We start from the raw sequence: 20,748 nt of genomic DNA, 5'->3' as shown, positions 1-20,748 counted from the left end.
GCCGCCTGATCGAAGCCAATTTCACATGCCCGGAGCGCGCTGCCAGGGAATTCCTACCACATTCGCGACACGACCGATGCATCGCTGAAGGAACTCTATGGGGCATTGAACTACGAGCTAAGAGTGCTGGCGTCGATAGGGATCAGGACCTCCTTCGACATCGCAGCTGGTTTGCTAGGCATCGAGCCTGAGAAAACGTTCAATCAGAAGCTGGATGATTTGGTTGCCCAAGGGCACATCACAGAAGCGGACAAAGAGCATGTCCAAACCTTGGTAGATGCTGGCAGCGCTGCCGCCCATAGGGGCTGGAGGCCAAGCTTCAACGATCTTGGCGTTCTGATGACCGCACTCGAAAACTTTATCTACAACTCTATGGTCGTTCCGGCACGGAAGCGCGCGCACGAGGCGGAACTAGCGACGGTGAAGAAGAAGGTACCCCAAAAGAAACCATCCAAGCCGAAGAAATGAACTCTAGACGAACCTAGCAACCTCAGGATAGCCAAGTGGAAGACCGCGAATTTGTTACCATCGACGAGTTCAACAAGGCGGTAGACGCTCTGAACACCGTCACCTCGCGCTCGATTGCCCTGATGATGATGAACAAGTATCTCTTGGCAGCTCTGAACGAGATTATGGGCACTGATGCTGTCGAGATGAACAGTGCGCTGCGGGCAGCGATCCGCGCGAACATTGATCAAGGCCGCGACACCATCATAGATCAAACGGTTCTGAAGCAGTTCGATCTCATGACGCTTGATGACCAGCCGACCGCCCGGATCATTCAGTTTCCTGCCCTGACAGATGATCCGCCCTGCGGTCGATTATCGCTTTAACGGATCAGTTAAAGGCCTGTTGCGAACTCGCACATAAGGCCTTATAGTGCCTCAAGAGTTGAGGAATCCAGATGAGCATTGCGAACGAGATCATAGCGCCAGGCGACTTCATTCGCCGAAAAATGGAAGAGCAGGACTGGACGCAGAGTGACCTGGCCTTTGCTCTTGGCACTTCTACAGCGGCCGTCAACCAGATCCTGTCGAACAAGCGCGCGATCAGTGCCGGGATGGCAAGCGCCCTTGCTGTCGTCTTGGAATTGGATGCCAAGGAGATCGCAAAGGTTCAGGCCGAGTGGGACATTGAAACAGCGGGTGCTCCTGATCCGAGCATTACGTCTCGATCTAAGATCCTTCGGCAATACCCACTACGTGAGATGATGAAGCGTGGGTGGATTGATACCAAGTACCGTGAAGGAACACTCGAAGAGCAGGTCTGCCGCTTTTTCAATGTATCATCATTGGATGAAGTGCCACACCTCGCCCATGCCGCACGGAAATCTCGCTATGATCGGGTTCCGCCCGCGCAGCTCGCGTGGCTCTTCCGTGTCGAAGCGATTGCCTTGGAGATGGTCACCCCACGCTACAACGTTGAGAAGTTGAAGGCGGCAGTCGACGAGTTTGCAAAGCTCAAGACGAAAACGGATGGTGTTCGCCACGTGCCACGCGTGCTCGAGGAAGCTGGCGTTCGCTTCGTGGTAGTTGAGGGCCTGCCTAAAGCGGAAATCGACGGCGCATGCTTTTGGCTCGATAATGCCAGCCCTGTTATTGGCATGGCGATGCGCTATGACCGCATCGATAACTTCTGGTTCGTTTTACGCCATGAATGTGCACACGTCTTGCATGGTCACGGAAAGAATGAAGCTATTGTAGACTGTGACGTTCAAGGTCAGCCTTCGAGGAATGTTGAAGAAGAGATCGCGAACCGGGAAGCAGCGGACTTTTGTGTTCCTGTCGACCGCATGAACAACTTCTATCTACGCAAAAAGCCATACTTCGCGGAGAAGGAAGTCGAAGCGTTCGCTAGGATTGTAGGGACTCATCCTGGCCTGGTTGTTGGGCAACTGCAGCATAAGATGGGCCGGTATGACTTCCTACGTAAGCATCTCGTCAAAGTGCGAGATACCCTGTCCTCATCGATGATGATGGACGGATGGGGAAATTTGGTGCCTACAGAACGATAAGAAGAGACGGTGAACTACAGCGAACAGTTACGCAGTGTTTGGAAGCGATACCGCGAGGAAGTATCCTACGATCCAGTTGATTTGAAGACGGTTGCGTCGTGGGCTATCGCTCAAGGCCTTTGGCATCCCCGCCCCGTCGATCTCAGCACAAGCCTTGCCAACGATCTTGCGCAGGCTTTGCGCGAAGAGAAACGAGTTGATGCAAAGGGAAGAGAATACCGCGCAAACATCCCGGTCCGACGGCGTGCAAGCGATGGCATGTCGCTCTTTGAATGGGCCGACATCGATGACGCACCGCGGATGCACGTTGAGAAGAGCGTTCAGCAGGAACGGCGCTCAATCGCCAGTGACTGCTATGCGCTCGCTATGAAAGTTGAACATTACAACGATCTACACCCACGCGAAGAACCGTTACTGTTGGTGTTGGATTTTACAGATGATGTTAATGAGATGCGGGTAGCAAGAGGCTTATTGGACGACGATGCCGCTTAAGCCCATGCGGTAGACGAGAGAAAGCTCAGGTTGGCGCCCGAGCTTCCTAACGAAAATTCTGCGTCGTGTACGAAGGGCTCGACGACGCCGAGCCGATCGGAGACCGCGAACACAGCTCCTGAACAGTGCTGCAAAGTAAACGTCTTCTCCTGATTTGGCAATATACGCCCTGCCACGCCATCCTGCTTCGGGATCGGCATAAACAAAAGCGTGCCATAGGAGAACATCATGGCTAAGAAGACCACCGTAAAGATCGGCCGCAGCGCGAAAACCGGGAAGTTTGTCCCAGTGAAGGTGGCGACCACTAAGAAAGCGACGCATGTCGTCGAGACGATTAAGCGATAGATCCTCATGGCGGCTTCTTTTGAAGCCGCCATGTACTGTCTGATTTGTGAGCGCCACCCCTGGGGTTCCTTGGGATTGCACTCTGTTAGGGTTTATCTACTTACCCGGCGGTGCCGCCGAAAGCGGCACCGATGATAGCGAGGCCTCCGCTTCACGCGCCGATTGCCCGAATTACTGCCTTCAGATCATCAGGCGCTGCGTGCCCCAGTTGCTCGACCAGCTTGGCAGCAGCCATTTCCTCCAGGTGGATGCGATTCGCGCCCTTGGCCGCCATGTCGAAGCGCTTGACCGCGCCGGCAGCGCCGGTCTCGACGTAGGGCAGCATCTGTTCGATCGCCAGTTCGATCCTCTTGCCGATCGGCGTTTCCGCCGCGGCTGTCAACATCCAGCGGATGGCGGCATTGGCCGCATTGGTCAGCGCGACCTGCGACGTGTCGCGGGCCTGCTGGTCCAGCTTGGCGCCAGTCAGCTTGGCGACGACGCCGACGATCGCCGACGCGACGGCCGTGACGATGGCAGTCACGATCCAAGCCAGCGCCTGGTCGGCAAGGTCGGGGATCGAGGCCGCGGCCATTGCAGCGGCGGGAGCGGTAGCCAGCGCAGCGACAACTGCCGCCGAGGCGGGGGCGATTCTCATATCATGTTCCTTGGTTCAGCAGGATTGCCATTCGCCGGCGCGCAGCCAGCCATGCCACCGGCACGGCATGCCGGTGTTGAAGATGGACAGAGACACCGTCGGGGCTTCCCGGTTGCCGTCCCAGTCCCATTCATGGGGGCGGCCGCTTCCTCGCATAGGCAGGTAGCTTTCGTTCCCGCATCCGCAGAGGCAGACGAATGCGATACCCCAGAGCGATCCGTCGGACCGTTCGCGATACTCGATCGAGCCGGCGATCCGCAGTTCGCGAAATTCGCTGATGTCGTCGATGACCTGGGCGCGCATCAGGCGCGGCCCTCTATCCACTTGGGGACATTGAAGCCAGGGCAAGCCTTGGCAGCATATTCGTTATGGCCGCTGACCCGCTCGATCTGCGTGCGCGAGCTGATCGCGTCGATCATCTGACCGAGGGTGACATCCTGGGCGCGTGTATAGTGATCGCTGAAGCTGTCCGTCTCGGCCGAGCCGTGGCCGCCGATCAGGCAGACGCCGATCGTGCCGCTGTTCTTGCCGACGGTGTGGGCGCCTATGACGGTCTCGCCCCGGCCCACCAGCACCTTTCCGGGGCGGTCGATGATCCAGTGATAGCCGATATCGTTCCAGCCGTTGGCCAGGTGCCAGCGCCGGATCTCCGCGACCTTCTCCGCGATCGGACGTCCATCCATCCATTCTGGCCGGGTGGCGCTGCAATGCACGATGATCTCGCGCACCGGGTGACGCGAAGCGCCCTGATAGATCATCGCCGAGGTGGACGGCTTGATCACGCCTGCGGCGGGCTTGCCCGGGGCATCTGAGCCGAAGGCCAGAGCGGCCATCCGGGTCTTTGGCCCGTCCATCCCGTCGATCGGCCCGGGCGTGTAGCCAAGCGTATGCAGTCCGGTCTGGATCGACCGGAAGGCTCCCTTCGTCATCTCTCACTCCATGAAAAAGCCCGCCGCAGGTGGTGACCTGGACGGGCAGTGTGGTTTGTCATGCAAATTCGCACACGGGTTGTGCGAATTTGCGGCTTTTGCTGATTATGTCTAAGGCGTTATCGGATAGATCTAGCCGAGCAGCGGTGTTTCTGGGGTGTGAGTATTGCTGCTTGGTTAGACCCTCTCGTCAGCAACTCGGCCTTGGCTTGATCCTGCCTGTGATGAACGCCATGGTCACAGCACGCCTTTCTTACAGCGCCAGTGCGGGAACAGTCTCCATCGTCGACGGCTGTTGCGGAGCCTGTTGCGTCGTCGGCAATGTTGAACAGCTCAATGATTTTGTGAGTACAGCGCCGATATCGAGAGGTTTAGAACGGGGCTTGCCGTGTGCCTGCTGGCAGATTTGAAACAAGGCAATCAGGGCCGGATCAATGATGGTCATTTTTCATTCTTAACATAAAACTCGGAGTAAATTTAGCTCTCTAGCAAAAGGAGCATGTCTGCAATCCTTACGTGACGTGAGCTACAAAGAAGCTCATTGACGTAGCACAACCGTCACAACCGGCATGTCTTTCAGCCTCCAGACATCGATCCCGCGCAGCCTCCCGTCAGCTTCATGTCAATTGGGCTTCGTCAGCCCCGAACAGAATGGCCCATAGTATCGCTGACGCCCGCTGTCGCCTGCGATCGAGAAGCGCGAGCAAACCTTTTAGACCTCCAAGGGCGGCGTGCAGCGGACGAAGGCTTCAATGCGCCAGAACTGTTTGCGCTCGCCTATCCAGCTGTTGTGATGTTCGGTCGAACAATACACCGCGCCGTCCTCCTTCTCCGCGATCAGGCGCCCTTCCATCCAGTCGGGTCGCGTGGCGCTGCAGTGCACAACGATCTCGCGCACCGTGTAGTGGGCCGAGCCCTGGTAGATCATCGCCTTGGTGGACGGCCTGATCACACCGGCAGACGGCTTGGCGGGGGCATCCGACCCGAAGGCCAGAGCGGCCTTGCGAGTCTTCGGCCCGTCGATCCCGTCGATCGGTCCGGGCGTGTAGCCAAGCGCATGCAGTCCGGTCTGGATGGACCGGAAGGCGTCTTTTGTCATTCTGTTCTCCATGAAAAAGCCCGCCGGAAAAGGCGGGCGAATTGTTTGATCAAAAGTAATGACCAAGCGGCATTGTTAGGATAAAAGGTGACAGATTTTGTTTGCTTGGTGCCGACTTGCCTGAAAGTTCTCTGTCTGCCGTGATCGAGCAGCTATTCGATCTGCTTCTGACCTCAGCTTCTCCCGAGCAGTTTCCAGGATCTGAAGGCGAGCTACAGCTTGCATTGTTGATCCACGCGCGACGGCTGGAGCATCAGGGCGATATAAAGGCCGGTCTAGTTTTGCGTGAGCTTGCGGGTCGGATCGAACTTCCAGCGAAGCACTTGATCCAATAGCCAGCTCACCTCCTGGACGAACGTCGCAGCTTTTCAGACGATCATGCCCTTCGACCCGGGCCGGATCAGTATCCTGGTCTAGGGCCGGTCCCGCCGGTGATGGGCGGCGGGTCATAGGGTGGCGACCGGCGCGGCCAGAGACGCGCCGCCAGTGCCTGCCAGAACGTCAGCGGTACCACGGCAGCAGCTTGATTGCCTTCGGATGCATCCACGCTTTCCACCAAGGCCACAGGTGCCGCTCCTCGGGCGGGATCAGCTCCTTGCGGCACTTCAGAGCGCAGAGGAAGGCCGTCATCTTCATGAGGCTGAAGACGATGTTGATCGCCCTGCCTCGCGTGGCGTCAGTCCATTGCGCCGCCGTCTCGGGATACCATAGCCGCAGCAGCGGCATGCCCACATCCCAATACATCGCGCGCAGGATGATGGTGCCAGCGAGGATGGCAAAGCCCATTGCGAACCACCAGGTCGCGCTTCGCAGCTCACGGAAGCTGGCCCGGAAGGCATAGACCACGGCCAGATAGCCAAGGGTGATGATGATGGCCAAGAAGCCACTAATCAGCGCCATGTCGTTACTTCCCTCTCCAGCTGCTGCACCAGTCGCTCGACGGCAGCCACCCGTGCCTTGATGGCGCGCTTTTCGGGGGCGGTCTCGGCCTCATACTCGCGCATGATTTCGTCGGCCTTGGCCTCGCGGCGGCCATGGCCGGTCAAGTGTCGGATGAGCCGCCCCATCATCGCCGATCCTCCAATAGCCGGGCCCGTTCGTCCCGGCGGTCCTCGAGCAATTGCACGGCACGCCGCATGATCTCGGTATTGGCACTGGTGGTCTTGTTGGTGTCGGTCAGCAGATCCCGGCTTTCCCTGACCGAGGTTTCGGCCATGGCCAACATCTTGTCCTGCAGCTCACTGTTGCGCTTGTACTGGATCCAGTTGAACCAGCCCTGCACGACGATGACGACGCCCGCTAGGCCGCCGCCAACCTCCTTGATGAATTCAGCGAGGCTCATTGGACAATGCCTCCGCCGCCCGCAGACCGATAGCCTGCGGGTCCTTGATCGTATCCATGTGGTGTTCCGCTTAGGGCGTCGGCAAAGCCGGGGTCGCGCGCTCGGTGAACGGCAGCCCCGCCTGCTCATGCGCCCAGGCCCGCAGGTTTACGCGTTCGTCGTCGGTTGGAATGCGGTCGTAGACGGCAATGGCGTGGATGGTCCCGGCCATCACCTCCCCACCCCAATCAGGCGTGCCGAAACGGATGCTGGTTGCCGCGTTGTCCGAGGGCATCAGGGTGGTGGTGCTTGGCATGCCGATGCCCCGCAGCCGCCCCGTGGTGCTGTCTAGCCAGCCTTCCACGACGGCCGGTGTCTGCGCCGTCACCAAGTCCTCGGGGTATCCGTGAGACGCGTGGTTCCCACCGGATAGTCCGTTGTCCATGATGACCACATCCATGTCCGAGCGATAAGTCAGCGCCAACGCCGTTTCGCCCCCATAAGTGAGGATCTGAAACACGTTGCCTGCACTCTTTGGCTGCGTCACAGCAGGATCAAGCGCGATGACGAAATACAGATCGGCACCCGTCGCGCCATCGGTCGGAAGATCGACGGTGTTGATGGTGACGCCGTCCATGACGACAGGCCTCGTTGTGGCGTAGAGCAGTCCGGGCACGGCCGCAGGAGCCACGTCTGTTGGCGCAGTCAGCAGGCCGGGAGCGCCCATGTCAGAGCCGCCAAGGCCCGCGCGCGCGTAGGTGGTCGCAATCTCCCAGGCGATGCCTTGGAAGTATGCCCGCAGCGCGTCAGGCGTGGCCGGATCGGTCTGGTAGCTGAAGCCAGCCGGGCTTTCCTGCCAAACCACAGCGTAGACGAGGCAGCCGATGGCGTAGACGCCCAGATGGTTCGGATGAATGTTGTCGCTGAACAGATCCTGCATCGCGGTCAGACCCGGCGCCGTGCCCGCCTCGATATCGTCGTAGATGCGCGCCATCAGGCGATGGCCGGGGATAACGTGCATGTAGGGATGCTGCGTTTCCCCTGATGCGGCCAGCCATGTGTTGACCAATTCCTGCCGGTAGTGCCAGCGCGGTTCATAGGTATCCAGCATTGTGCGAAAGTCGCCCATGCTGCCGTCAATCGCCGGCCAGATCGCCCACAGCAGGCTTTCCGCCCCTGCACCGCCACTGCCATTGCGGCGGGCGTTGTCCACGAACCGCCACAGATATTCCATGTCCTCGGCCATCTGGCCGGCCATGATCGGATCGTCGAGGGTGTAAGGAGGCGCCACGCCGGTCGCGTCGAGGCCCCGCTCGGTGATCGTCAGAAGCTCGTAGCTCGCAATGTCCAAACGCGCGTCGGTAGTTAGGTCCGTTGCTTCCCACCGAATACGGGTGCTGGAGCCGGGGATTGTCGATTTGGCCGTGCGCTCGGTTGGCATAGTGCCTGACGCGCTCTCGCGCATCCCATGCAGGACGCCGGGATAAGCGCCGCCCTGAAAGAAGGTGTCGGTGAGACTATGCCCGCTGTGGATCGTCATGGCGTCTGCTGACGTGGCCGTGCGGAGCGGGGCCACCGTCGCGTCGGACTGGACGGACAGCGAGCCTGCCGCCGTGTCGGCCACCGCTTCGACTGCGGATCCGGTCAGCGTTACCGCGAGAATGCCAAGGCTCAGAAGGCCCACCGCAAAGTCCATGTCAGTCTCCACCACTGCGCCGGTGGCCGAGATTGGACCGGGCGTGGTGGCACCATTGCCCAGGTTCGGGAGGATTTCGACATGGATGTAGTCGACCTGCGGATAGGTCTCGATTGCCCCGTCAGGGTGCCGCAGCTCGAATTCGGCCACATACAGCCGGGCCGCCTCGGTATCGCCATGCTGCCAAGCATACTCCAGCACAGGGGGCACAGAGGCGATGGATGCCGGCGCGTTCACCACGGCAGCCGCGCCGGGATACGCGGTCATGATGAACGTCGCCTCCGCGCCCGTCAGGTCCACGCCCTCAGGCAAGGGGTAGCGAAGCGTGGGCCGCGTCGAACCGCGCTTTATAATATGCTTCACGGCATGGCCTCCGGTCAGGCGTGGGTGACGGTAAAAGCGTCGATGGTGACAGTTTGGGCGGTCGAGATGTTGGTATCCGCCAGCGTCACATCTGCGCCGGTGGCGCCGACCGTCAGGCCGGACACCATCACCGTTCCAGCGTTGTCCTTGATCTGCGCGCGCGCGGCTGCGCCGGTGCCTGCCGCGGTAGCTGCCCCGTCAAAGGTCAGCGTCCAGACGCCACCAGCAACAGCGCCGCCATCTGCAGAAAGGCCGATGGACACCAGCACGGCATCGGCAGCGGTCAGGATCTCAAGTGTGCCGTTGGCGCAGGCGTCACGGGTCGTAGTCATGCGAGCGGTTCTAACCGCTGCCGAATAGGTTACGGGCATTTAGGTCTCCGTTTCTGGATTGTGCGCAGGGCATGCCTAAGCCCGAGCGAAGCGGGAATGTTGTTTCCCTGCTATGTGATTGATCGGGCAGTCAGCTCATCTGCGACGTGAGCTGCGATAGGCGGTTTCACCGAGACACCACGGCGGAACACAGCCTAACGTGAAAGGGCATGTAACCGTCTGATTCGTCGCGGCAGGGCAGATCGGTTTTCTCGTTGATGTTTGTTGGTTCCGCCCTGCCGCGACAACCTTAGCCGGGCCATCCTTCGTTCGGTGCAACGGGCCGCCCGGCCGCCATTTCGGCCAGCAGCTCGGCCTCGCGGTCAAAGCAGGCCTGCACATGCGCGCGGATGACCTGCGCCGCCGCAATCACCTGCGGGCCCGTGAGGGTGACAAAGGCGCCGGTGGCCAGCTTCCAGTCAACGGAATAGGCGGGGTCCAGCATCGCGGCCACGGCCGCGCCCATGATGCGGGTCTGCGTCTTGTCGTCGGTGCCGATCGGCATTCCGGCAAAGCTCGTGCCGGCGTCGATCGCCCGATCCCGGCGCAGGCGGATAGCCTCGCGCACGGCGGCCCTGTCGGCTTCGGCGCGCGCCTCGGCCGTGATGGTCTTGCTCCAGTCGATCACGGGGCGGTCTCCTCGGCGGGTTCGGGTTGGGCAGCAACCTGGAAAGGCGGCAGCGCCACGGGGCCGTCACTGGCAACCTCGATCGGCTCGGGGAACAGCGCCTCCCGCGGCGCGGTCATGCCGTGCGGCAGGATCAGCATGAGGCAGACATGCCCGCCCTCGCGGGTCACGTCCGACGCCAGCCAGGGGCAATCGGCGGCCTCGCGGGGCAGCACGTCACCCTCGGCCAGCGGGCCGAAGTCCCAAGCCGTGCCGTCGATGGTGATTTCGTCGCCGGAAACAGACACGGCGACGGGCGCAGCGCGAAGCTGCGGGGAAAGGGTGATTTTCACGGCGAGCCCTCAATACCAGCGGCCAATTGCCTGAACCTGCACAGGAACGGCGCTGATCGAGGCGACGCTATAAGCGCGCATTTCCAGGCTGTCGGTTGTGCGGTTGCCATACGGGGCATTGACAGAAAGCCCGCTCGCATTGTGAACGCGGCCCGTTATGGTGCAGCCACCGGCCGAGCCCCCGACAAAGACGGCGGGGAACGTCCAGGACAACGCCGCCGATCGAAACAGGCCGCCGATGGCGGTTGTAATGTCAACGCTTGCAATCAGCCCTGTGCAGATGTGCGTCCCATCAGCGAAGCGCACATATTCGCCGTTGGCGTTGCTGCCGCGCTCGGCTTGACGATCCAGAACCCAATAGGTGCCGTCATAGGTCGCGATCGTGTCGGCATCCGTGCGGATATAGCCGGCCGGCAGCGCCACCCCGGCGATCGTCCGACAGGCAACGGCGCCGGTTCCGTCGAGGTTGATCGTTGCCGCCCCGGTGTTGGTGGCGGTCGCCCGGAACCGGACCTGCGCCCCCACGGCCAGCGCCACGAACCCCGCTGTCAGGGCAAGGGCATTGGCGGTGCCGCCATAGGTCGCCCAATATTTCGAGCTGATGGAGGGCAACTCGGCGTTGAACTGGCTGACAAAGCCCGGAAACCAGCCGAGGAAGGCGTCGGCGCGGCTGTTGAAGTTGGCCGGATCGCCGCTGTTCGGCGGCGTCGGCGGTGCCGTGAAAGCCATGTTGTCTCCTGTGAGTTAGGCCAGGCTTTCCGCCTGAATGGTGCCGAAGCTGCGCCCTGCGGTGAGGGTCAGGTCGTAATCGCGCAGGATACCCGCAACGGTGGTGCCGAACGGATCCTCGCCCTCGATCGCGTAGAAGATGCAAATCTTTGAGGCGACGCGCTGCATGATCTGCTGCACGCGCGCGGCATCGGTGGTCGGGATGGAAAAGCGGAAGTTGACCGTTTTCGTGACGGGGCGCGGCACAAGGTAAACCCCGCCCCATTCGTCTCGGTCCTTTTTCGAGTAATCGACAATTCCGAGGCTGGTATCGGTCAGCGTCGTGCCGACGCCGAGATCCGAGCCGATGATGATTTCGCCGACCTGCGCCGCCGCCCCCGCCGATATTGTAATCTCGACAGATGCCCCCGATGGCATCGGCGTTTCGGGGATCACCAGATCGGGTTTGAACGTGAACGGGTTGTAAACGTAGCTGTAGAAGTCGCTCACGTCCTCACGCGAGGCGAGGGTGACGGTCATGTCATAGATGACAGGGGGTCCGGGCGCGATCACCCGGACCCGCACCGATTGCGCGTTGAGGCCAAAGAAGGCGATGGCGTTCAGCGTTCGCGGCAGGGTCAGCGTATAGGTGATTGTCGCCCCGCCGGTGGTCATCCCGCCGAGGCGATTGTCGAAGGCCCGCCAGCGGTTTGTTGCCCCGACGCGCACCCACCAGGCGGACAGCGTGTCGGTTCCGGGATTGTGGCCGGTGTTGTTGGCCTGCACGCTTTCCCAAATGCCATGATCGAAAATCACCCGCGCCTTGGCGGCGTAGGTGGTGCCCACGCTCCAGGCGGGATGGTCATTCTCGGGCACGTTGCTGGCCGTCATCATCGCGTCGGTGACGGCAAATGGTTCAATGATCCTCATGCCGTCACCTTGTTCTGGTCAGGGTCGATCTTCACCCCCACGGCGTCGACGCGCTTGAGGGTCTTTGCGGTCTGCACGGCGCTGTCGGCGGTGCGCCGGGCATGGGCGCGCAGTTCGGCCATTTCCGCGCGCAAGGCTTTCAGCTCGGCCACCACTTCGCGATTGCCGAGCAGGTCGCGCGTTTGGCTGTTGCTGAAGATCCGGCTCGGGCCGGTGGCTTCCAGCTCGGGGCCGTTTTCCCCGACGATCCGAAGGCCGCCAAGATGGCTGCCGCCGGAGGCAAAGCCGGGGATCGAAAGGCCGATGCTCGACCAGTCGAAGGCTTGCGGGTTGAAATTGCGGCCGCCGCTCAGCAGTTCATTGCGGCCGAACCGCTCAAAGTGCTGTTGCGGCGACACCTTGCCCGACTTCACATCGGGATCGTTCGCAACGTCCGGGTAAAGGCGCAGGTAGTCGGCTGCGTCAACCGCGACCTGCCCGTCCGCCTTCTTGAAGCTCTGCCACAGATAGTTGCGCAGGTTGCCGATGACGCTGATCTGATCAATGCCGTCGCTGGTCGAGAAGCCGGCAACCTCTCGGGCCAGTTGCTGCGCGGTCTTGCCTTTCGTGCTGATCCCCGCGGCCTTGGCCATGGCCTGAACCTGCGCGGCGGTGGCCATATAGCCGCCGCTGCCGTCACTGGCGAGCTTTGAGGCGACGCCGGACAACCGGCCCACGGCCTGATTGTGGGCCTTCTGTCGCGCCGCTTCATTGGCCGCGCGCTTGGCTTCCGCCTCAATCGCGCCCTGCAGCTTCGCAAGCGCCCCTTGCAGCGTGCCCATGGCCCCCTTGAGGGCAGCCATGGGGTTCGCGATCGCGGTCTTGCTGGCCGTTTCATACCAGGTCGCAAAGCCCTTGGAGGGGTCGAACTGAAACGATCCGCCGAGGGTCAGCTTGCCCGAGGCGGTGCCGGCCAGCAGCTTGCGGAGCTGCGGTAGGTTGAGGGCCGAGCCATTTTCCAGCGCAGAGGTGACGTTGAGCTGATACCGGCTGCCCGACTTGAGGGCGAGTGCCGCAAAGGCGGGCGTCAGGCCTTCTTTCTCGGCCAGAAACTTGATCGTTTTGGCATGCTCCGACGATTTCGCCAGCGCCAGCCATTTCATGTCCGCCGGAAGATCCGACCGGGCGATGAAATCGACAAAGCCCTCAACCCCATCAACCGCATTCGCGAGCAGCGTTTTCAGATGCTCGGGAATGTCGGCGTCTGCGATCACGTCGACCGTGACGGCCAGCTTTTCCTTGAGATACTGATAATTGATCAGCTCGGCCGCCTTGATGGCCTCATCGAGGCCGCCAAGTTTGCCCGAAAGCTCCTCAATCATCGCCTCTGTCAGAACGCCCCCGTTTGCCAGGAAGTCGCGGGTTTCCTTGAGCAGGTCGACCTGCTGGCCGAGAAGCCCGGCAATCACGTCATGCCGGGCACCCTCGATGTCCGCCACGCCCTGCAGCAGGCCCAGGTCGGACAGCACGCGGGCTTGCGCCAGCGCCGCCTCCTCGCGGGTCTTTGCCGTGTCCAGCACGCTTGCAAGGTAGCGATCGGCCACGCCGCCAATGCTCTGCGTCGCGGTCAGGTCGCCCGCCATCGCCCGCAACAAGGTGGCGTTGTATTGCCCGCGGTTGTAGCGCAGCGCCTGTTGCGGCGAGAACAGCGCCGAGGCGGTGCTGCGCAGCCGGTCGATATAGCCGCGGATCGAGCCCGCCGCCTTATACCAATCAGCCGCCGCCCTGGCGTTGGCCTGCGCCGCCGTTTCGGCCGCCTCGATCGCACCCTCAAGCCCGGTCTGCACGGCCCCTTGCAGGGCTGCCAGCTCGGCCGTGAGGCTGCCAATCTGCGGCAGGATCAGGTCAAAGGCATCGGCCATCCCTATCAGGGCCGCATAGGTTTCGCGGCCCTTTTTCGTGGTCAGGTCCAGCGCCGCCACCATTGCCCGGTATTCGTTCCGGGTTGCCGGCATGGCGAGGCCCAGGTCGGCCAGGGCCTTCCGGGTCTGGCGGGTGGTGGTCGCCAGGCGCTCCTCCTCGGAATACATCGCTTCATAGAAACGCTGCGTGGCCGAGGCCATCGCGTCCAGCCCGCCGAAGGCCTCGGCGATCTTGGAGGCCGCATCAGCCCCCGACAGCCCGGCCGCGCGGAACTCATGCCCGAGCGTGTCCATGATGCCGTTGACGCCGACCAGCGACTGCGACAGGCGCAGCAGGGCGTCGCTGGCGCCCTCCCCGTCCTTCCGCAGCCGATCCAAGCCGGGAACCATGCCCGCGAAATCATCGCCCAAGCCGGCGATGGCCTCCTGCACGGCCGCGAGGGCCTCCTCCTCGCTCATACCCTTGGTCGAAACCTGCATCACATGCGAGAAGGCCGCGAAGGTTTCCGCGCCGAAGCCGAGAACCTTTGCCGCGTCCAGAATGCCATCCTGCAGCGTGCCAACGGCCTTGGAAATGGCGTCCTGCGTTTCTTGGTCTGCCTGACCGTAGCTGGTGCGCGTCTTTTTCGACAGGCCCCAAAAGCGGCGCGTTTCCGTCTTGCGGAATGTCTCGACCAGCAAATCCATGCCGTCGACCGTCACGCGCAGCCCCGCGTCCAGTTCCTTCGTCTTTTTCTTGAAGAAGCTGAACACGCCGACAACCGCCGCCAGCGGCAGCGCCACCGCCCCTAGGGCCGACGCAAAGCCGGCCAGGCTGGTAGTCGCGCCGCCGAGCATGAACTGCGCGTAAGTCGCCGCGCCGCCCAGGCCACCCGCGCTAATTGCCGAAGCAAAGCCGCCCGCACCCGACAGGAAGGCGCCGCCAAGGGCCGCCGCGCCAGTGCCGAGGCCGCCCAGGACGCCGCCAGCGCCGCCAAGACCACCCATGCCGGGAACGCCAGCGGCAGCGCCAGCCGCGTCAGCCATGCCGCCGCCGCTTACGCCCCTGCCGACAACAATGCGGTTTTTCCACGCCGTCGCGATCATGTCGGCCAGCCACTTCTTGAACATGCGGCCCAGGTCCGACAGCGTGCCAGAGAAGCCGTTAAGCAGGCCCTCCGTCATGGTGTCCACGAACTCGCCCACAAGCGGCAGGCTGTCCGCAAGCTCGACATTGAGGCGGCGCTGCGCCTCGGCCATTTCGTCTTTGGACAGGCGGCCCGTCAGCTTGGCCAGCTCGGCCATTTCCCGGCGATACTTGTTCACGGGGTCGAGCGTGTCCCGCCACTTCTCGGCGCTCTTGTCTAGGGCCTTGGCTAGGCGCTCGGCCTCTTTGGCTGCATCGTTGGCGCCTTTCTTGCCAGCCTTGCCCGCCTTCGCGGCATTGGCGGTCAGCTTGGCATAGGCTCGGTCAGCTTCGGCTGCCTGAATTTCAAGCGTCTGCGTGACACGCGCGCCTTCGCCAACCTGTTCGGTCAGACGCTTAGTTTCAGTCAGCGCCCCATAGCTGCCGCTGCGGATAGCGGCATAGGCAGCGGTGCCACTTTCCTCCAACATCTTATATTCAGCGATCTGTCCAGCGCGCTCTACCGGGTTGCCCACGGTTTCAAGGTTGATCCGTGCGATGTTCTGCGCGGTGCGCTGCGCCGTCTGAATGCCAGCAACGACCGATGTCAGTTGTGCCATTGCCAGCCCGAGGTTCTGGGCCAGTCGGATTGCCTCAGCTGCGGCATCGCTGATGATCGGCGGGATGCCGGAAGCGGTGGCGGCAACGGCAGCAGCTTCGCGTTCGGATGTTTCCATTGCGCTGCTAAACTGCAGGCCCTGGATAGCCATGTCCCCCGCGCTTTGACCGATAGATGCAAAGACTGGGGGCAGCTTAACGCCACTGTTCAGCATCTCTGTCACGGTGCGGGTCAGCCGCCCGGCGGCTTCGCTTTGTGCATCCACCCCCTTCGCTTTTCCAAGCGCATCCATCTGCGCCACGAGTGCTCTTGCTTGCGGGACGGTCATCCCGAAGTTCTGGTTCAAGGCAAAGACGGCGTTTTCGTAATCCGCACTGGCTGCACCAGCATCGCGCATCGCGATATCGACCAGTTTCAGGTCGCCGCGCAGATCGTTCAGCGGCTTGGTGATCGTGCCGATGGACGCGGCATAATCCTGGGCGAACTTGATCCGGGCCAGATCGGCGGTGATGGCATAAAGTTCGCGGGCGGCCTGCGCATTTTCGCCGAACTTCGCATAAGCCTCGACCATGGACATGGTGGCGCCATCGACGGCGGCCTGATAGGCGCCAAACGCGTCCGTCACCTTGTCCACGGCGTCCTGCGCCGAAGTCGCGCCCTTCCCGATATCGAAGAACATCGGCGCCACGGCCATTCCGACCGCCGCCAGCGTGCCGATGGCCGCGCCCGCAATCGCCAGCGTGCCCGAAAAGCCCATCACGCCCATCAATTGCGGGAACTGCTGGGCAAATGCCATCATGGCCGACTGGCCCGACGCGACCTGGACGGCAAAGTCCTGCACCTGGAACCCCGCGTTGACCATCGCGGACCCCATGCGGGTTGATCCGTCCGTCGCGGCCTGCGCGGCAACCGTCACGCCTTTTAGCGGCGCGACCGGGGCCAGATACTGCCGCTCGGCCATGGACACGACGCGGTTCATCTCGGTTTGGCTAATGACCCCCTGCTTGACGGCGGCGGTCAGGGCTTCCTGGGCTGCCTCGTATCGCTTGCTGGACGCATAGACCGGATCCAGCGAGGCCCGCAGCGCCTGATAATTGCTGGTGGCATTGGCAACCGCCGCCGCCTGCTCGCGCTGCGCCTGTTCGGCAGCCTCGGCCGCCGTTTCAACACCGAGATAACGGCTGCGGGCGATTTCCAGGACGGCATTGGCCTCGGTCTGCTTGGCCGTGCCGGCGGACACCATGGCCGCCAGTTCGGCCTGCACGTCCGCGAAACGCTGCGACATGGCATAAGCCGGGTCGATCGAACGGCGCAGGTCGTCAAAGCTGCGGGCGCTGTTCTGCGCCTCGCGCGCGGCGGCGCCCATCGATCGGGTCAGCGCGGCCTCAAGCAATTTCATCGTGCCGCCGAGGCCACCCATGACGTTGCCCAAGCTGGCCATAGATTTTTCTATGCCCTTGGTGTTGAGCCTGAGCGAGCCCTCGACGCGGGCGCCGGTGCGGGCGAGCTGGTCAAGAGCCTGCTCGCCAGGGACCATGCCGGCGGCGTCAACGGTCATCACCAGGCGGGCAAAATCGGTCATCAGGGCACCTTGTGGAACGAAAAGCCCCGCACATTGATGCGAGGACTTGAAAGGATTGGAAAATGAACTCGTTAGTTTACCGCCAGCGCCTGAACGCTTGGGGATGGCTTGGCGTCCTGCTTTTCGTTTCAGGGCCTGCTGTGATCGGATGGCAACTTGCCAAAGTCCTGACCTTTGCCGGGTATGGCGAACCGGACCTGGTCGGCCTGTTCCTGACAAGCCTCATGCCTGCCTTGGGTGCCGTTCTGCTGCTGATCGGCCGGGAGTATTACGATGCCACCGAAGCGGCAGCGAAGGAAGCGGCGCAGGCGAAGGCGTATTACGAGCAACGCCGGTCCTAGTCGCCCAGGTCTGGCGCCTCTCCCCGATCCACGGGCGGGATCGCCAGCGGATCCTCCCCGTCCCGGCTGCCCAATAGATACGCCCGGCACATGTCGAACAGCGTTTCGGCTTCCCACGGGTCGCTGATCCGGCCCGTGACGCGCGCAAAGGCGTCGATCTCGGGCCAGTCAGCCCCGCGCAGATCCATGCCGTTCGACTTCACCGGGCCAAGGCGCATCATTGCCTCGGCCAGGTAATGCCCCGGCCCCAAGGGCTGCAGGCCTGTCGCGGCGCCGGTCCTGACGGCATAAGCCAGCCGGGTTTCCGGCCAGCTTTTCGGGGTGGCGTGCATAAAGCCGAGCTGCGCCGCGTAGAGCGTCAGCCGCGCGGCTGCTTCGGCAAAAAATTGGCACGCTGCCCGGCGAAGCGCAGCACCTGCTCGGCGAAGGACAGCGACTTCGGCTTTCCGTCCCCGTCCAGGTCTAGCATGACCATGTTGAGATCGAGGAACTCGCGGGCGTCGGCTGCGGTCAGCGCGCGGTCGCCGAGGCTGACATGTTCAAAGCCCATGATCAGCGGCACGGCAGCCGCGACAAGCTCGGCATGCAGGTCGGTCATGCTCTTGTCGCCCTCGGCGGCTTCGGGCTGCTTGTCGGCCATGCGGGCCTTGCGCAGCGCCGCCAGTGCGGCCTGTGCGGTCGGGCTTTCGGTGCCGCGCACGATAACCTTGCAGGCTTCCTCGCCGTGCATGATGTGCTCGCCCGTAACCGGGTGCAGGATGGTCATGGGGGCGCCGGTTTCGGCTGCGGCGCGGCTGTTGAATGCGGTGAAATCCACGGTGTTTCCTCGTTGGTTCTGTTCGGGTGGGTTCGGTGCGGATAGGTGCGGCGGCAGGCCCGAACCAAAAACCTGCCGCCGCGATCGCCACCCGAGGGCGGCGAATGGGGATTAGACGCGCACGGTCGCGCTGTTGACGCGGAACTCGCCGGTCTGGCCCTTCATCGTGCTGGCCGTGCGCGAGCGATCGCGCAGGTTGGCAACCTTGCCGTGGAAATAGGTGATCCTGCCGTCCGGGTCGGTGATCCGCACCGAAACCTCGTCATTGGTGTTGTTCTTCGAGGTCAGGATCGTCTGCCCGGCGTCCACGCCGTCGATCAGGATGGTGAAGGCCACCGAACCGCCGTCAAGTGCGCCGTTGGCGTGATAGGTCCGGCCCGCCAGGGTGGTTTCGGTCACGTCCTCGGACGTGTCGCCGACTTCGCCCCATTCAGTGATCTTGCCGACCGCCGAATAAGTCAGGGCGGCAAAGCCCGCCTGGTCGATGGTCGCGGGGGTGGCGGCCGAAACGGCGATCACGGCGCCGATATAGGTAATGAGTGCCACGGTCAGGCTCCTTTGGCTTTGCCCGTCACGGGCTTTTCAGGGGTGGGGGCGGCCGCCGGTTCAGCGGCCGGGGTGGCTGCCACGGGTTCGGGCGGCAGTTCGGGGTCGGGGTCATACTCGGCAAGCAGTTGCCCGCTCACGATCTGACCGTTGAGAAAGGCCGCGTTGTCGGGGCAGCGCAGTACATCGTTAGTGGTGGTCAGTTCGCCCTGGCGCGGCACAACATGGCCGGTTGGCAGGGGAACGGCGCGCAAGCCGGGGTTGATCAGTCGTGCCACGGTCAGGCCCCCAGGAGGATGGCAACCAGGCCGGTGCCGGTGACGTTGATTGCGCCCTGCAGATAGGCGCTGATCGGATCCAGGGGAATCACGCGCACAGCGCCGGCCGGGATCGAGCCGACAGAAAAGCCCGCCGACACGTCGACGTTGCCGATGCCGGGGACAGGGAAGGTCGTGCCGTCCGCGCCGTCGATCACGCTGCTGACAGCGCCCGCCGTGGGGTTGCGCAGGATCAGGACCTGCCCGGTTCCGGGTTCATAGGTCAGGACGTTGGTTGCCGTGAGCATGGTTTCGGTCGCGGCACGCGCGCCCGGTCCCGCCATCGACGTTTTGGTGATGGTAGCCATGAGGGGCCTTTCGGATGCGGAAAAGCCCCGCGCGAGGCGGGGCCGGTTGGTGGTTCGGGTTCAGGCGGTCAGGCGGCCAGAAAGGTGATGGCCACGGGCACGCGCCAATAGGTGCCGTCCGTCATGCCCTCGCGAATGTGTGGAGGCTGCGTGACGGTGACGGCCAGCTCGCCGGCTGCGATGCGCTGCCCTCTCGGGAACAGGGCGGCGATGGCATCGGCGTGGCGGTTGGCCGTGCCGGTGCTAGTGCCCTTGGCCACGACAACGGTTGCCACCAGGCGGCCGACAGTCTCGGGGGCGTCGCCCTCTAGCGTCCGGTCGCTGGTGCCGGCGCGCACCAAGTCGCACGCGACATAGGGCATGTTGCCGGGATCCTTCGGGTCGAAGTCCTGGTTTGGCCAGGCCTTCGGCAGGTCGGCATATTCTGCCAGCCGCGCCTTGAGGGCGGCTTCGATCGCTGCTGCGCTCATTTCAACCTCGCGGCGTTACGTTCGACAATCTGCGGCCACTGAACCACAGTGCGATCGAGCCAGAACCGGCCTGACACGTTGTAAGTTCGGCCCAAGCTGTCCGTTCCGACGAACCCGCTGTGAAGCCTAAGCGCATATTCAGCCGTCCAGCCGAACCGCGCCACGTCGCCGGGCTGCATTTCTGCCGCGACAAGGACGTAGCTTTCGGACCCTTCGGGGCCTGGCGAGCCGTTCAGCTCCGACACAAGGCTATTGCGAAGGTGCCCGGTGTCGACCGGGATCTTCCCCTCAACAAAGGAGCCGCCGGTTTCGGTGACAGATGGCTGCGGCTCTTGGGCCATTTCCATCACGTCTTGCACGCTGGCCGACAGCACGGCCTGCATTTGCGCCTTAGTCTTGTCGCGGAAGGCCGCGAGAGATGCGGTGAAGGTCGAGGCCATGGCAGTCAGTCCCGCATCAGGTCGGATTTCACGCGCAGTGCGGGCCAGCAGCGGCACTGGATAGTGTTTGCCGCCAGTCCCTTCGGGTTCATGGGGCTGTTTTCCAAGTCGCCCGGATAGCGCATGAAAACGCCGGGGGCCGGGTTAAAGAAATCGCCCATTCTCACCTTCTGACCATGCAGCCAGCGGTGATCGTCTCGGGTTCGCCTGTCCATTGTCGCGGACCATGTGACCGTGACCTGATCCCTGCGAACCGTGCCACTTTCGACCAGTTGCTCCATGCCTTCCCATCGGCCCGCGCGAAGCCCGTTCAAGGCTTCTGTCCTGGCAATCACGTCCCCTCTGTCCTTGAGAAGCTTATTTTTAGGGGATGTCCGCATATCGTGTTGGTCTCTCAGGACGCCTGAATGACGTCAGCCGGTTGAAGTCCCGCCAGT

The 20,748-nt window shown here is 62.6% G+C and carries 29 protein-coding genes; 5 read left to right on the top strand and 24 right to left on the bottom strand.

Annotated features, from left to right (window positions below):
- The first annotated feature begins 18 nt into the window (after positions 1–18).
- The 4 genes from OU682_RS20160 to OU682_RS20145 all read left to right on the top strand — a co-directional run bounded on the left by OU682_RS20160 (position 19) and on the right by OU682_RS20145 (position 2,506).
- On the top strand, positions 19–468 hold the full coding sequence (locus OU682_RS20160; protein WP_329609837.1) for a DUF4145 domain-containing protein: 450 nt from the start codon (positions 19–21) through the stop codon (positions 466–468).
- Between the two features lie 35 nt (positions 469–503).
- Entirely contained in the window at positions 504–833 is a 330-nt protein-coding gene (locus OU682_RS20155; RefSeq protein ID WP_268944008.1) for a hypothetical protein, read from the top strand.
- Positions 834–904: 71 nt separating this feature from the next.
- Positions 905–2,014 (top strand): helix-turn-helix domain-containing protein, encoded by a 1,110-nt coding sequence (locus OU682_RS20150; RefSeq protein ID WP_268944007.1) that lies wholly within the window; start codon positions 905–907, stop codon positions 2,012–2,014.
- Positions 2,015–2,023: 9 nt separating this feature from the next.
- On the top strand, positions 2,024–2,506 hold the full coding sequence (locus OU682_RS20145) for a hypothetical protein (RefSeq protein ID WP_268944006.1): 483 nt from the start codon (positions 2,024–2,026) through the stop codon (positions 2,504–2,506).
- On the opposite strand, the gene OU682_RS20140 is transcribed toward OU682_RS20145, so the two are convergent.
- From OU682_RS20140 to OU682_RS20065, 16 genes are all read right to left on the bottom strand, one after another.
- Positions 2,503–2,859, bottom strand: a complete 357-nt coding sequence (locus tag OU682_RS20140; RefSeq protein ID WP_268944005.1) for a hypothetical protein — start codon at positions 2,857–2,859, stop codon at positions 2,503–2,505. The genes OU682_RS20145 and OU682_RS20140 overlap by 4 nt on opposite strands.
- A gap of 143 nt (positions 2,860–3,002) precedes the next feature.
- Positions 3,003–3,488: a hypothetical protein gene (locus tag OU682_RS20135; protein ID WP_268944004.1), complete on the bottom strand. Its 486-nt coding sequence runs from the start codon at positions 3,486–3,488 to the stop codon at positions 3,003–3,005.
- A 15-nt stretch (positions 3,489–3,503) separates the two neighbouring features.
- Entirely contained in the window at positions 3,504–3,791 is a 288-nt protein-coding gene (locus tag OU682_RS20130) for a ubiquitination-like system serine protease family protein (RefSeq protein ID WP_268944003.1), read from the bottom strand.
- Positions 3,791–4,417: a peptidoglycan recognition protein family protein gene (locus OU682_RS20125; protein WP_268944002.1), complete on the bottom strand. Its 627-nt coding sequence runs from the start codon at positions 4,415–4,417 to the stop codon at positions 3,791–3,793. Before OU682_RS20125 ends, OU682_RS20130 begins: the two co-directional genes overlap by 1 nt.
- A gap of 253 nt (positions 4,418–4,670) precedes the next feature.
- The gene (locus OU682_RS20120; protein WP_268944001.1) at positions 4,671–4,862 is read right to left on the bottom strand and encodes a hypothetical protein; all 192 of its coding nucleotides are present in this window, start codon (positions 4,860–4,862) and stop codon (positions 4,671–4,673) included.
- A 267-nt stretch (positions 4,863–5,129) separates the two neighbouring features.
- Positions 5,130–5,528, bottom strand: coding sequence for a peptidoglycan-binding domain-containing protein (locus OU682_RS20115; RefSeq protein ID WP_268944000.1), 399 nt, complete (start codon positions 5,526–5,528; stop codon positions 5,130–5,132).
- Positions 5,529–6,017: 489 nt separating this feature from the next.
- Complete coding sequence (locus tag OU682_RS20110) at positions 6,018–6,416, bottom strand: hypothetical protein (protein ID WP_268943999.1); 399 nt, start codon at positions 6,414–6,416, stop codon at positions 6,018–6,020.
- Positions 6,407–6,586 (bottom strand): hypothetical protein, encoded by a 180-nt coding sequence (locus tag OU682_RS20105; RefSeq protein ID WP_268943998.1) that lies wholly within the window; start codon positions 6,584–6,586, stop codon positions 6,407–6,409. The genes OU682_RS20110 and OU682_RS20105 overlap by 10 nt, the downstream gene beginning before the upstream one ends.
- On the bottom strand, positions 6,583–6,858 hold the full coding sequence (locus OU682_RS20100) for a hypothetical protein (RefSeq protein ID WP_268943997.1): 276 nt from the start codon (positions 6,856–6,858) through the stop codon (positions 6,583–6,585). The genes OU682_RS20105 and OU682_RS20100 overlap by 4 nt, the downstream gene beginning before the upstream one ends.
- Positions 6,859–6,928: 70 nt before the next feature.
- On the bottom strand, positions 6,929–8,896 hold the full coding sequence (locus tag OU682_RS20095; protein WP_268943996.1) for a hypothetical protein: 1,968 nt from the start codon (positions 8,894–8,896) through the stop codon (positions 6,929–6,931).
- A 14-nt stretch (positions 8,897–8,910) separates the two neighbouring features.
- On the bottom strand, positions 8,911–9,228 hold the full coding sequence (locus tag OU682_RS20090; RefSeq protein WP_268943995.1) for a hypothetical protein: 318 nt from the start codon (positions 9,226–9,228) through the stop codon (positions 8,911–8,913).
- 289 nt (positions 9,229–9,517) lie between these two features.
- A complete protein-coding gene (locus OU682_RS20085; protein ID WP_268943994.1) occupies positions 9,518–9,895 on the bottom strand; it encodes a DUF4376 domain-containing protein in 378 nt (125 codons plus the stop codon).
- A complete protein-coding gene (locus OU682_RS20080) occupies positions 9,892–10,227 on the bottom strand; it encodes a hypothetical protein (protein WP_268943993.1) in 336 nt (111 codons plus the stop codon). Before OU682_RS20080 ends, OU682_RS20085 begins: the two co-directional genes overlap by 4 nt.
- A 9-nt stretch (positions 10,228–10,236) precedes the next feature.
- Positions 10,237–10,956: a hypothetical protein gene (locus tag OU682_RS20075; protein ID WP_268943992.1), complete on the bottom strand. Its 720-nt coding sequence runs from the start codon at positions 10,954–10,956 to the stop codon at positions 10,237–10,239.
- 15 nt (positions 10,957–10,971) lie between these two features.
- The gene (locus OU682_RS20070) at positions 10,972–11,865 is read right to left on the bottom strand and encodes a hypothetical protein (protein ID WP_268943991.1); all 894 of its coding nucleotides are present in this window, start codon (positions 11,863–11,865) and stop codon (positions 10,972–10,974) included.
- Complete coding sequence (locus tag OU682_RS20065) at positions 11,862–17,072, bottom strand: hypothetical protein (protein WP_268943990.1); 5,211 nt, start codon at positions 17,070–17,072, stop codon at positions 11,862–11,864. The genes OU682_RS20070 and OU682_RS20065 overlap by 4 nt, the downstream gene beginning before the upstream one ends.
- Positions 17,073–17,134: 62 nt before the next feature.
- Between OU682_RS20065 and OU682_RS20060 the strand changes: the two genes are divergently transcribed.
- A complete protein-coding gene (locus OU682_RS20060; protein WP_268943989.1) occupies positions 17,135–17,413 on the top strand; it encodes a hypothetical protein in 279 nt (92 codons plus the stop codon).
- Here OU682_RS20060 and OU682_RS20055 read toward each other — a convergent pair.
- The 8 genes from OU682_RS20055 to OU682_RS20020 form a co-directional block, all read right to left on the bottom strand.
- A complete protein-coding gene (locus OU682_RS20055; protein ID WP_268943988.1) occupies positions 17,410–17,745 on the bottom strand; it encodes a hypothetical protein in 336 nt (111 codons plus the stop codon). The genes OU682_RS20060 and OU682_RS20055 overlap by 4 nt on opposite strands.
- 26 nt (positions 17,746–17,771) lie before the next feature.
- Positions 17,772–18,230 carry a hypothetical protein gene (locus OU682_RS20050; protein ID WP_268943987.1) on the bottom strand — a complete coding sequence of 153 codons (459 nt, stop codon included), beginning with the start codon at positions 18,228–18,230 and terminating at the stop codon, positions 17,772–17,774.
- Between the two features lie 111 nt (positions 18,231–18,341).
- On the bottom strand, positions 18,342–18,776 hold the full coding sequence (locus tag OU682_RS20045; protein WP_268943986.1) for a hypothetical protein: 435 nt from the start codon (positions 18,774–18,776) through the stop codon (positions 18,342–18,344).
- 2 nt (positions 18,777–18,778) lie between these two features.
- A complete protein-coding gene (locus tag OU682_RS20040; RefSeq protein ID WP_268943985.1) occupies positions 18,779–19,054 on the bottom strand; it encodes a hypothetical protein in 276 nt (91 codons plus the stop codon).
- A gap of 2 nt (positions 19,055–19,056) precedes the next feature.
- Complete coding sequence (locus tag OU682_RS20035; RefSeq protein ID WP_268943984.1) at positions 19,057–19,401, bottom strand: hypothetical protein; 345 nt, start codon at positions 19,399–19,401, stop codon at positions 19,057–19,059.
- Between the two features lie 68 nt (positions 19,402–19,469).
- Positions 19,470–19,871 (bottom strand): phage tail terminator-like protein, encoded by a 402-nt coding sequence (locus tag OU682_RS20030; RefSeq protein ID WP_268943983.1) that lies wholly within the window; start codon positions 19,869–19,871, stop codon positions 19,470–19,472.
- A complete protein-coding gene (locus OU682_RS20025) occupies positions 19,868–20,311 on the bottom strand; it encodes a hypothetical protein (RefSeq protein ID WP_268943982.1) in 444 nt (147 codons plus the stop codon). Before OU682_RS20025 ends, OU682_RS20030 begins: the two co-directional genes overlap by 4 nt.
- Positions 20,312–20,316: 5 nt before the next feature.
- Positions 20,317–20,691, bottom strand: coding sequence for a phage minor head protein (locus OU682_RS20020; RefSeq protein WP_268943981.1), 375 nt, complete (start codon positions 20,689–20,691; stop codon positions 20,317–20,319).
- Positions 20,692–20,748 lie beyond the last annotated feature (57 nt).

It is taken from the genome of Paracoccus benzoatiresistens (assembly GCF_026913015.1).
GTDB lineage: Bacteria > Pseudomonadota > Alphaproteobacteria > Rhodobacterales > Rhodobacteraceae > Paracoccus > Paracoccus benzoatiresistens.
Note: the sequence above shows the minus strand (reverse complement) of the source record. Positions and strands in the feature narration are given on the sequence as shown.

What these genes read in the sequence shown, in the direction of transcription:
- OU682_RS20065 (WP_268943990.1), bottom strand. Translation starts at nt 17,072, where the DNA reads ATGACCGATTTTGCCCGCCTGGTGATGACCGTTGACGCCGCCGGCATG.
- OU682_RS20125 (WP_268944002.1), bottom strand. Translation starts at nt 4,417, where the DNA reads ATGACGAAGGGAGCCTTCCGGTCGATCCAGACCGGACTGCATACGCTT.
- OU682_RS20105 (WP_268943998.1), bottom strand. Translation starts at nt 6,586, where the DNA reads ATGATGGGGCGGCTCATCCGACACTTGACCGGCCATGGCCGCCGCGAG.
- OU682_RS20075 (WP_268943992.1), bottom strand. Translation starts at nt 10,956, where the DNA reads ATGGCTTTCACGGCACCGCCGACGCCGCCGAACAGCGGCGATCCGGCC.
- OU682_RS20090 (WP_268943995.1), bottom strand. Translation starts at nt 9,228, where the DNA reads ATGACTACGACCCGTGACGCCTGCGCCAACGGCACACTTGAGATCCTG.
- OU682_RS20135 (WP_268944004.1), bottom strand. Translation starts at nt 3,488, where the DNA reads ATGAGAATCGCCCCCGCCTCGGCGGCAGTTGTCGCTGCGCTGGCTACC.
- OU682_RS20030 (WP_268943983.1), bottom strand. Translation starts at nt 19,871, where the DNA reads ATGAGCGCAGCAGCGATCGAAGCCGCCCTCAAGGCGCGGCTGGCAGAA.
- OU682_RS20060 (WP_268943989.1), top strand. Translation starts at nt 17,135, where the DNA reads ATGAACTCGTTAGTTTACCGCCAGCGCCTGAACGCTTGGGGATGGCTT.
- OU682_RS20130 (WP_268944003.1), bottom strand. Translation starts at nt 3,791, where the DNA reads ATGCGCGCCCAGGTCATCGACGACATCAGCGAATTTCGCGAACTGCGG.
- OU682_RS20055 (WP_268943988.1), bottom strand. Translation starts at nt 17,745, where the DNA reads ATGCACGCCACCCCGAAAAGCTGGCCGGAAACCCGGCTGGCTTATGCC.
- OU682_RS20110 (WP_268943999.1), bottom strand. Translation starts at nt 6,416, where the DNA reads ATGGCGCTGATTAGTGGCTTCTTGGCCATCATCATCACCCTTGGCTAT.
- OU682_RS20115 (WP_268944000.1), bottom strand. Translation starts at nt 5,528, where the DNA reads ATGGAGAACAGAATGACAAAAGACGCCTTCCGGTCCATCCAGACCGGA.
- OU682_RS20120 (WP_268944001.1), bottom strand. Translation starts at nt 4,862, where the DNA reads ATGACCATCATTGATCCGGCCCTGATTGCCTTGTTTCAAATCTGCCAG.
- OU682_RS20150 (WP_268944007.1), top strand. Translation starts at nt 905, where the DNA reads ATGAGCATTGCGAACGAGATCATAGCGCCAGGCGACTTCATTCGCCGA.
- OU682_RS20025 (WP_268943982.1), bottom strand. Translation starts at nt 20,311, where the DNA reads ATGGCCTCGACCTTCACCGCATCTCTCGCGGCCTTCCGCGACAAGACT.
- OU682_RS20020 (WP_268943981.1), bottom strand. Translation starts at nt 20,691, where the DNA reads ATGCGGACATCCCCTAAAAATAAGCTTCTCAAGGACAGAGGGGACGTG.
- OU682_RS20100 (WP_268943997.1), bottom strand. Translation starts at nt 6,858, where the DNA reads ATGAGCCTCGCTGAATTCATCAAGGAGGTTGGCGGCGGCCTAGCGGGC.
- OU682_RS20070 (WP_268943991.1), bottom strand. Translation starts at nt 11,865, where the DNA reads ATGAGGATCATTGAACCATTTGCCGTCACCGACGCGATGATGACGGCC.
- OU682_RS20035 (WP_268943984.1), bottom strand. Translation starts at nt 19,401, where the DNA reads ATGGCTACCATCACCAAAACGTCGATGGCGGGACCGGGCGCGCGTGCC.
- OU682_RS20140 (WP_268944005.1), bottom strand. Translation starts at nt 2,859, where the DNA reads ATGAGGATCTATCGCTTAATCGTCTCGACGACATGCGTCGCTTTCTTA.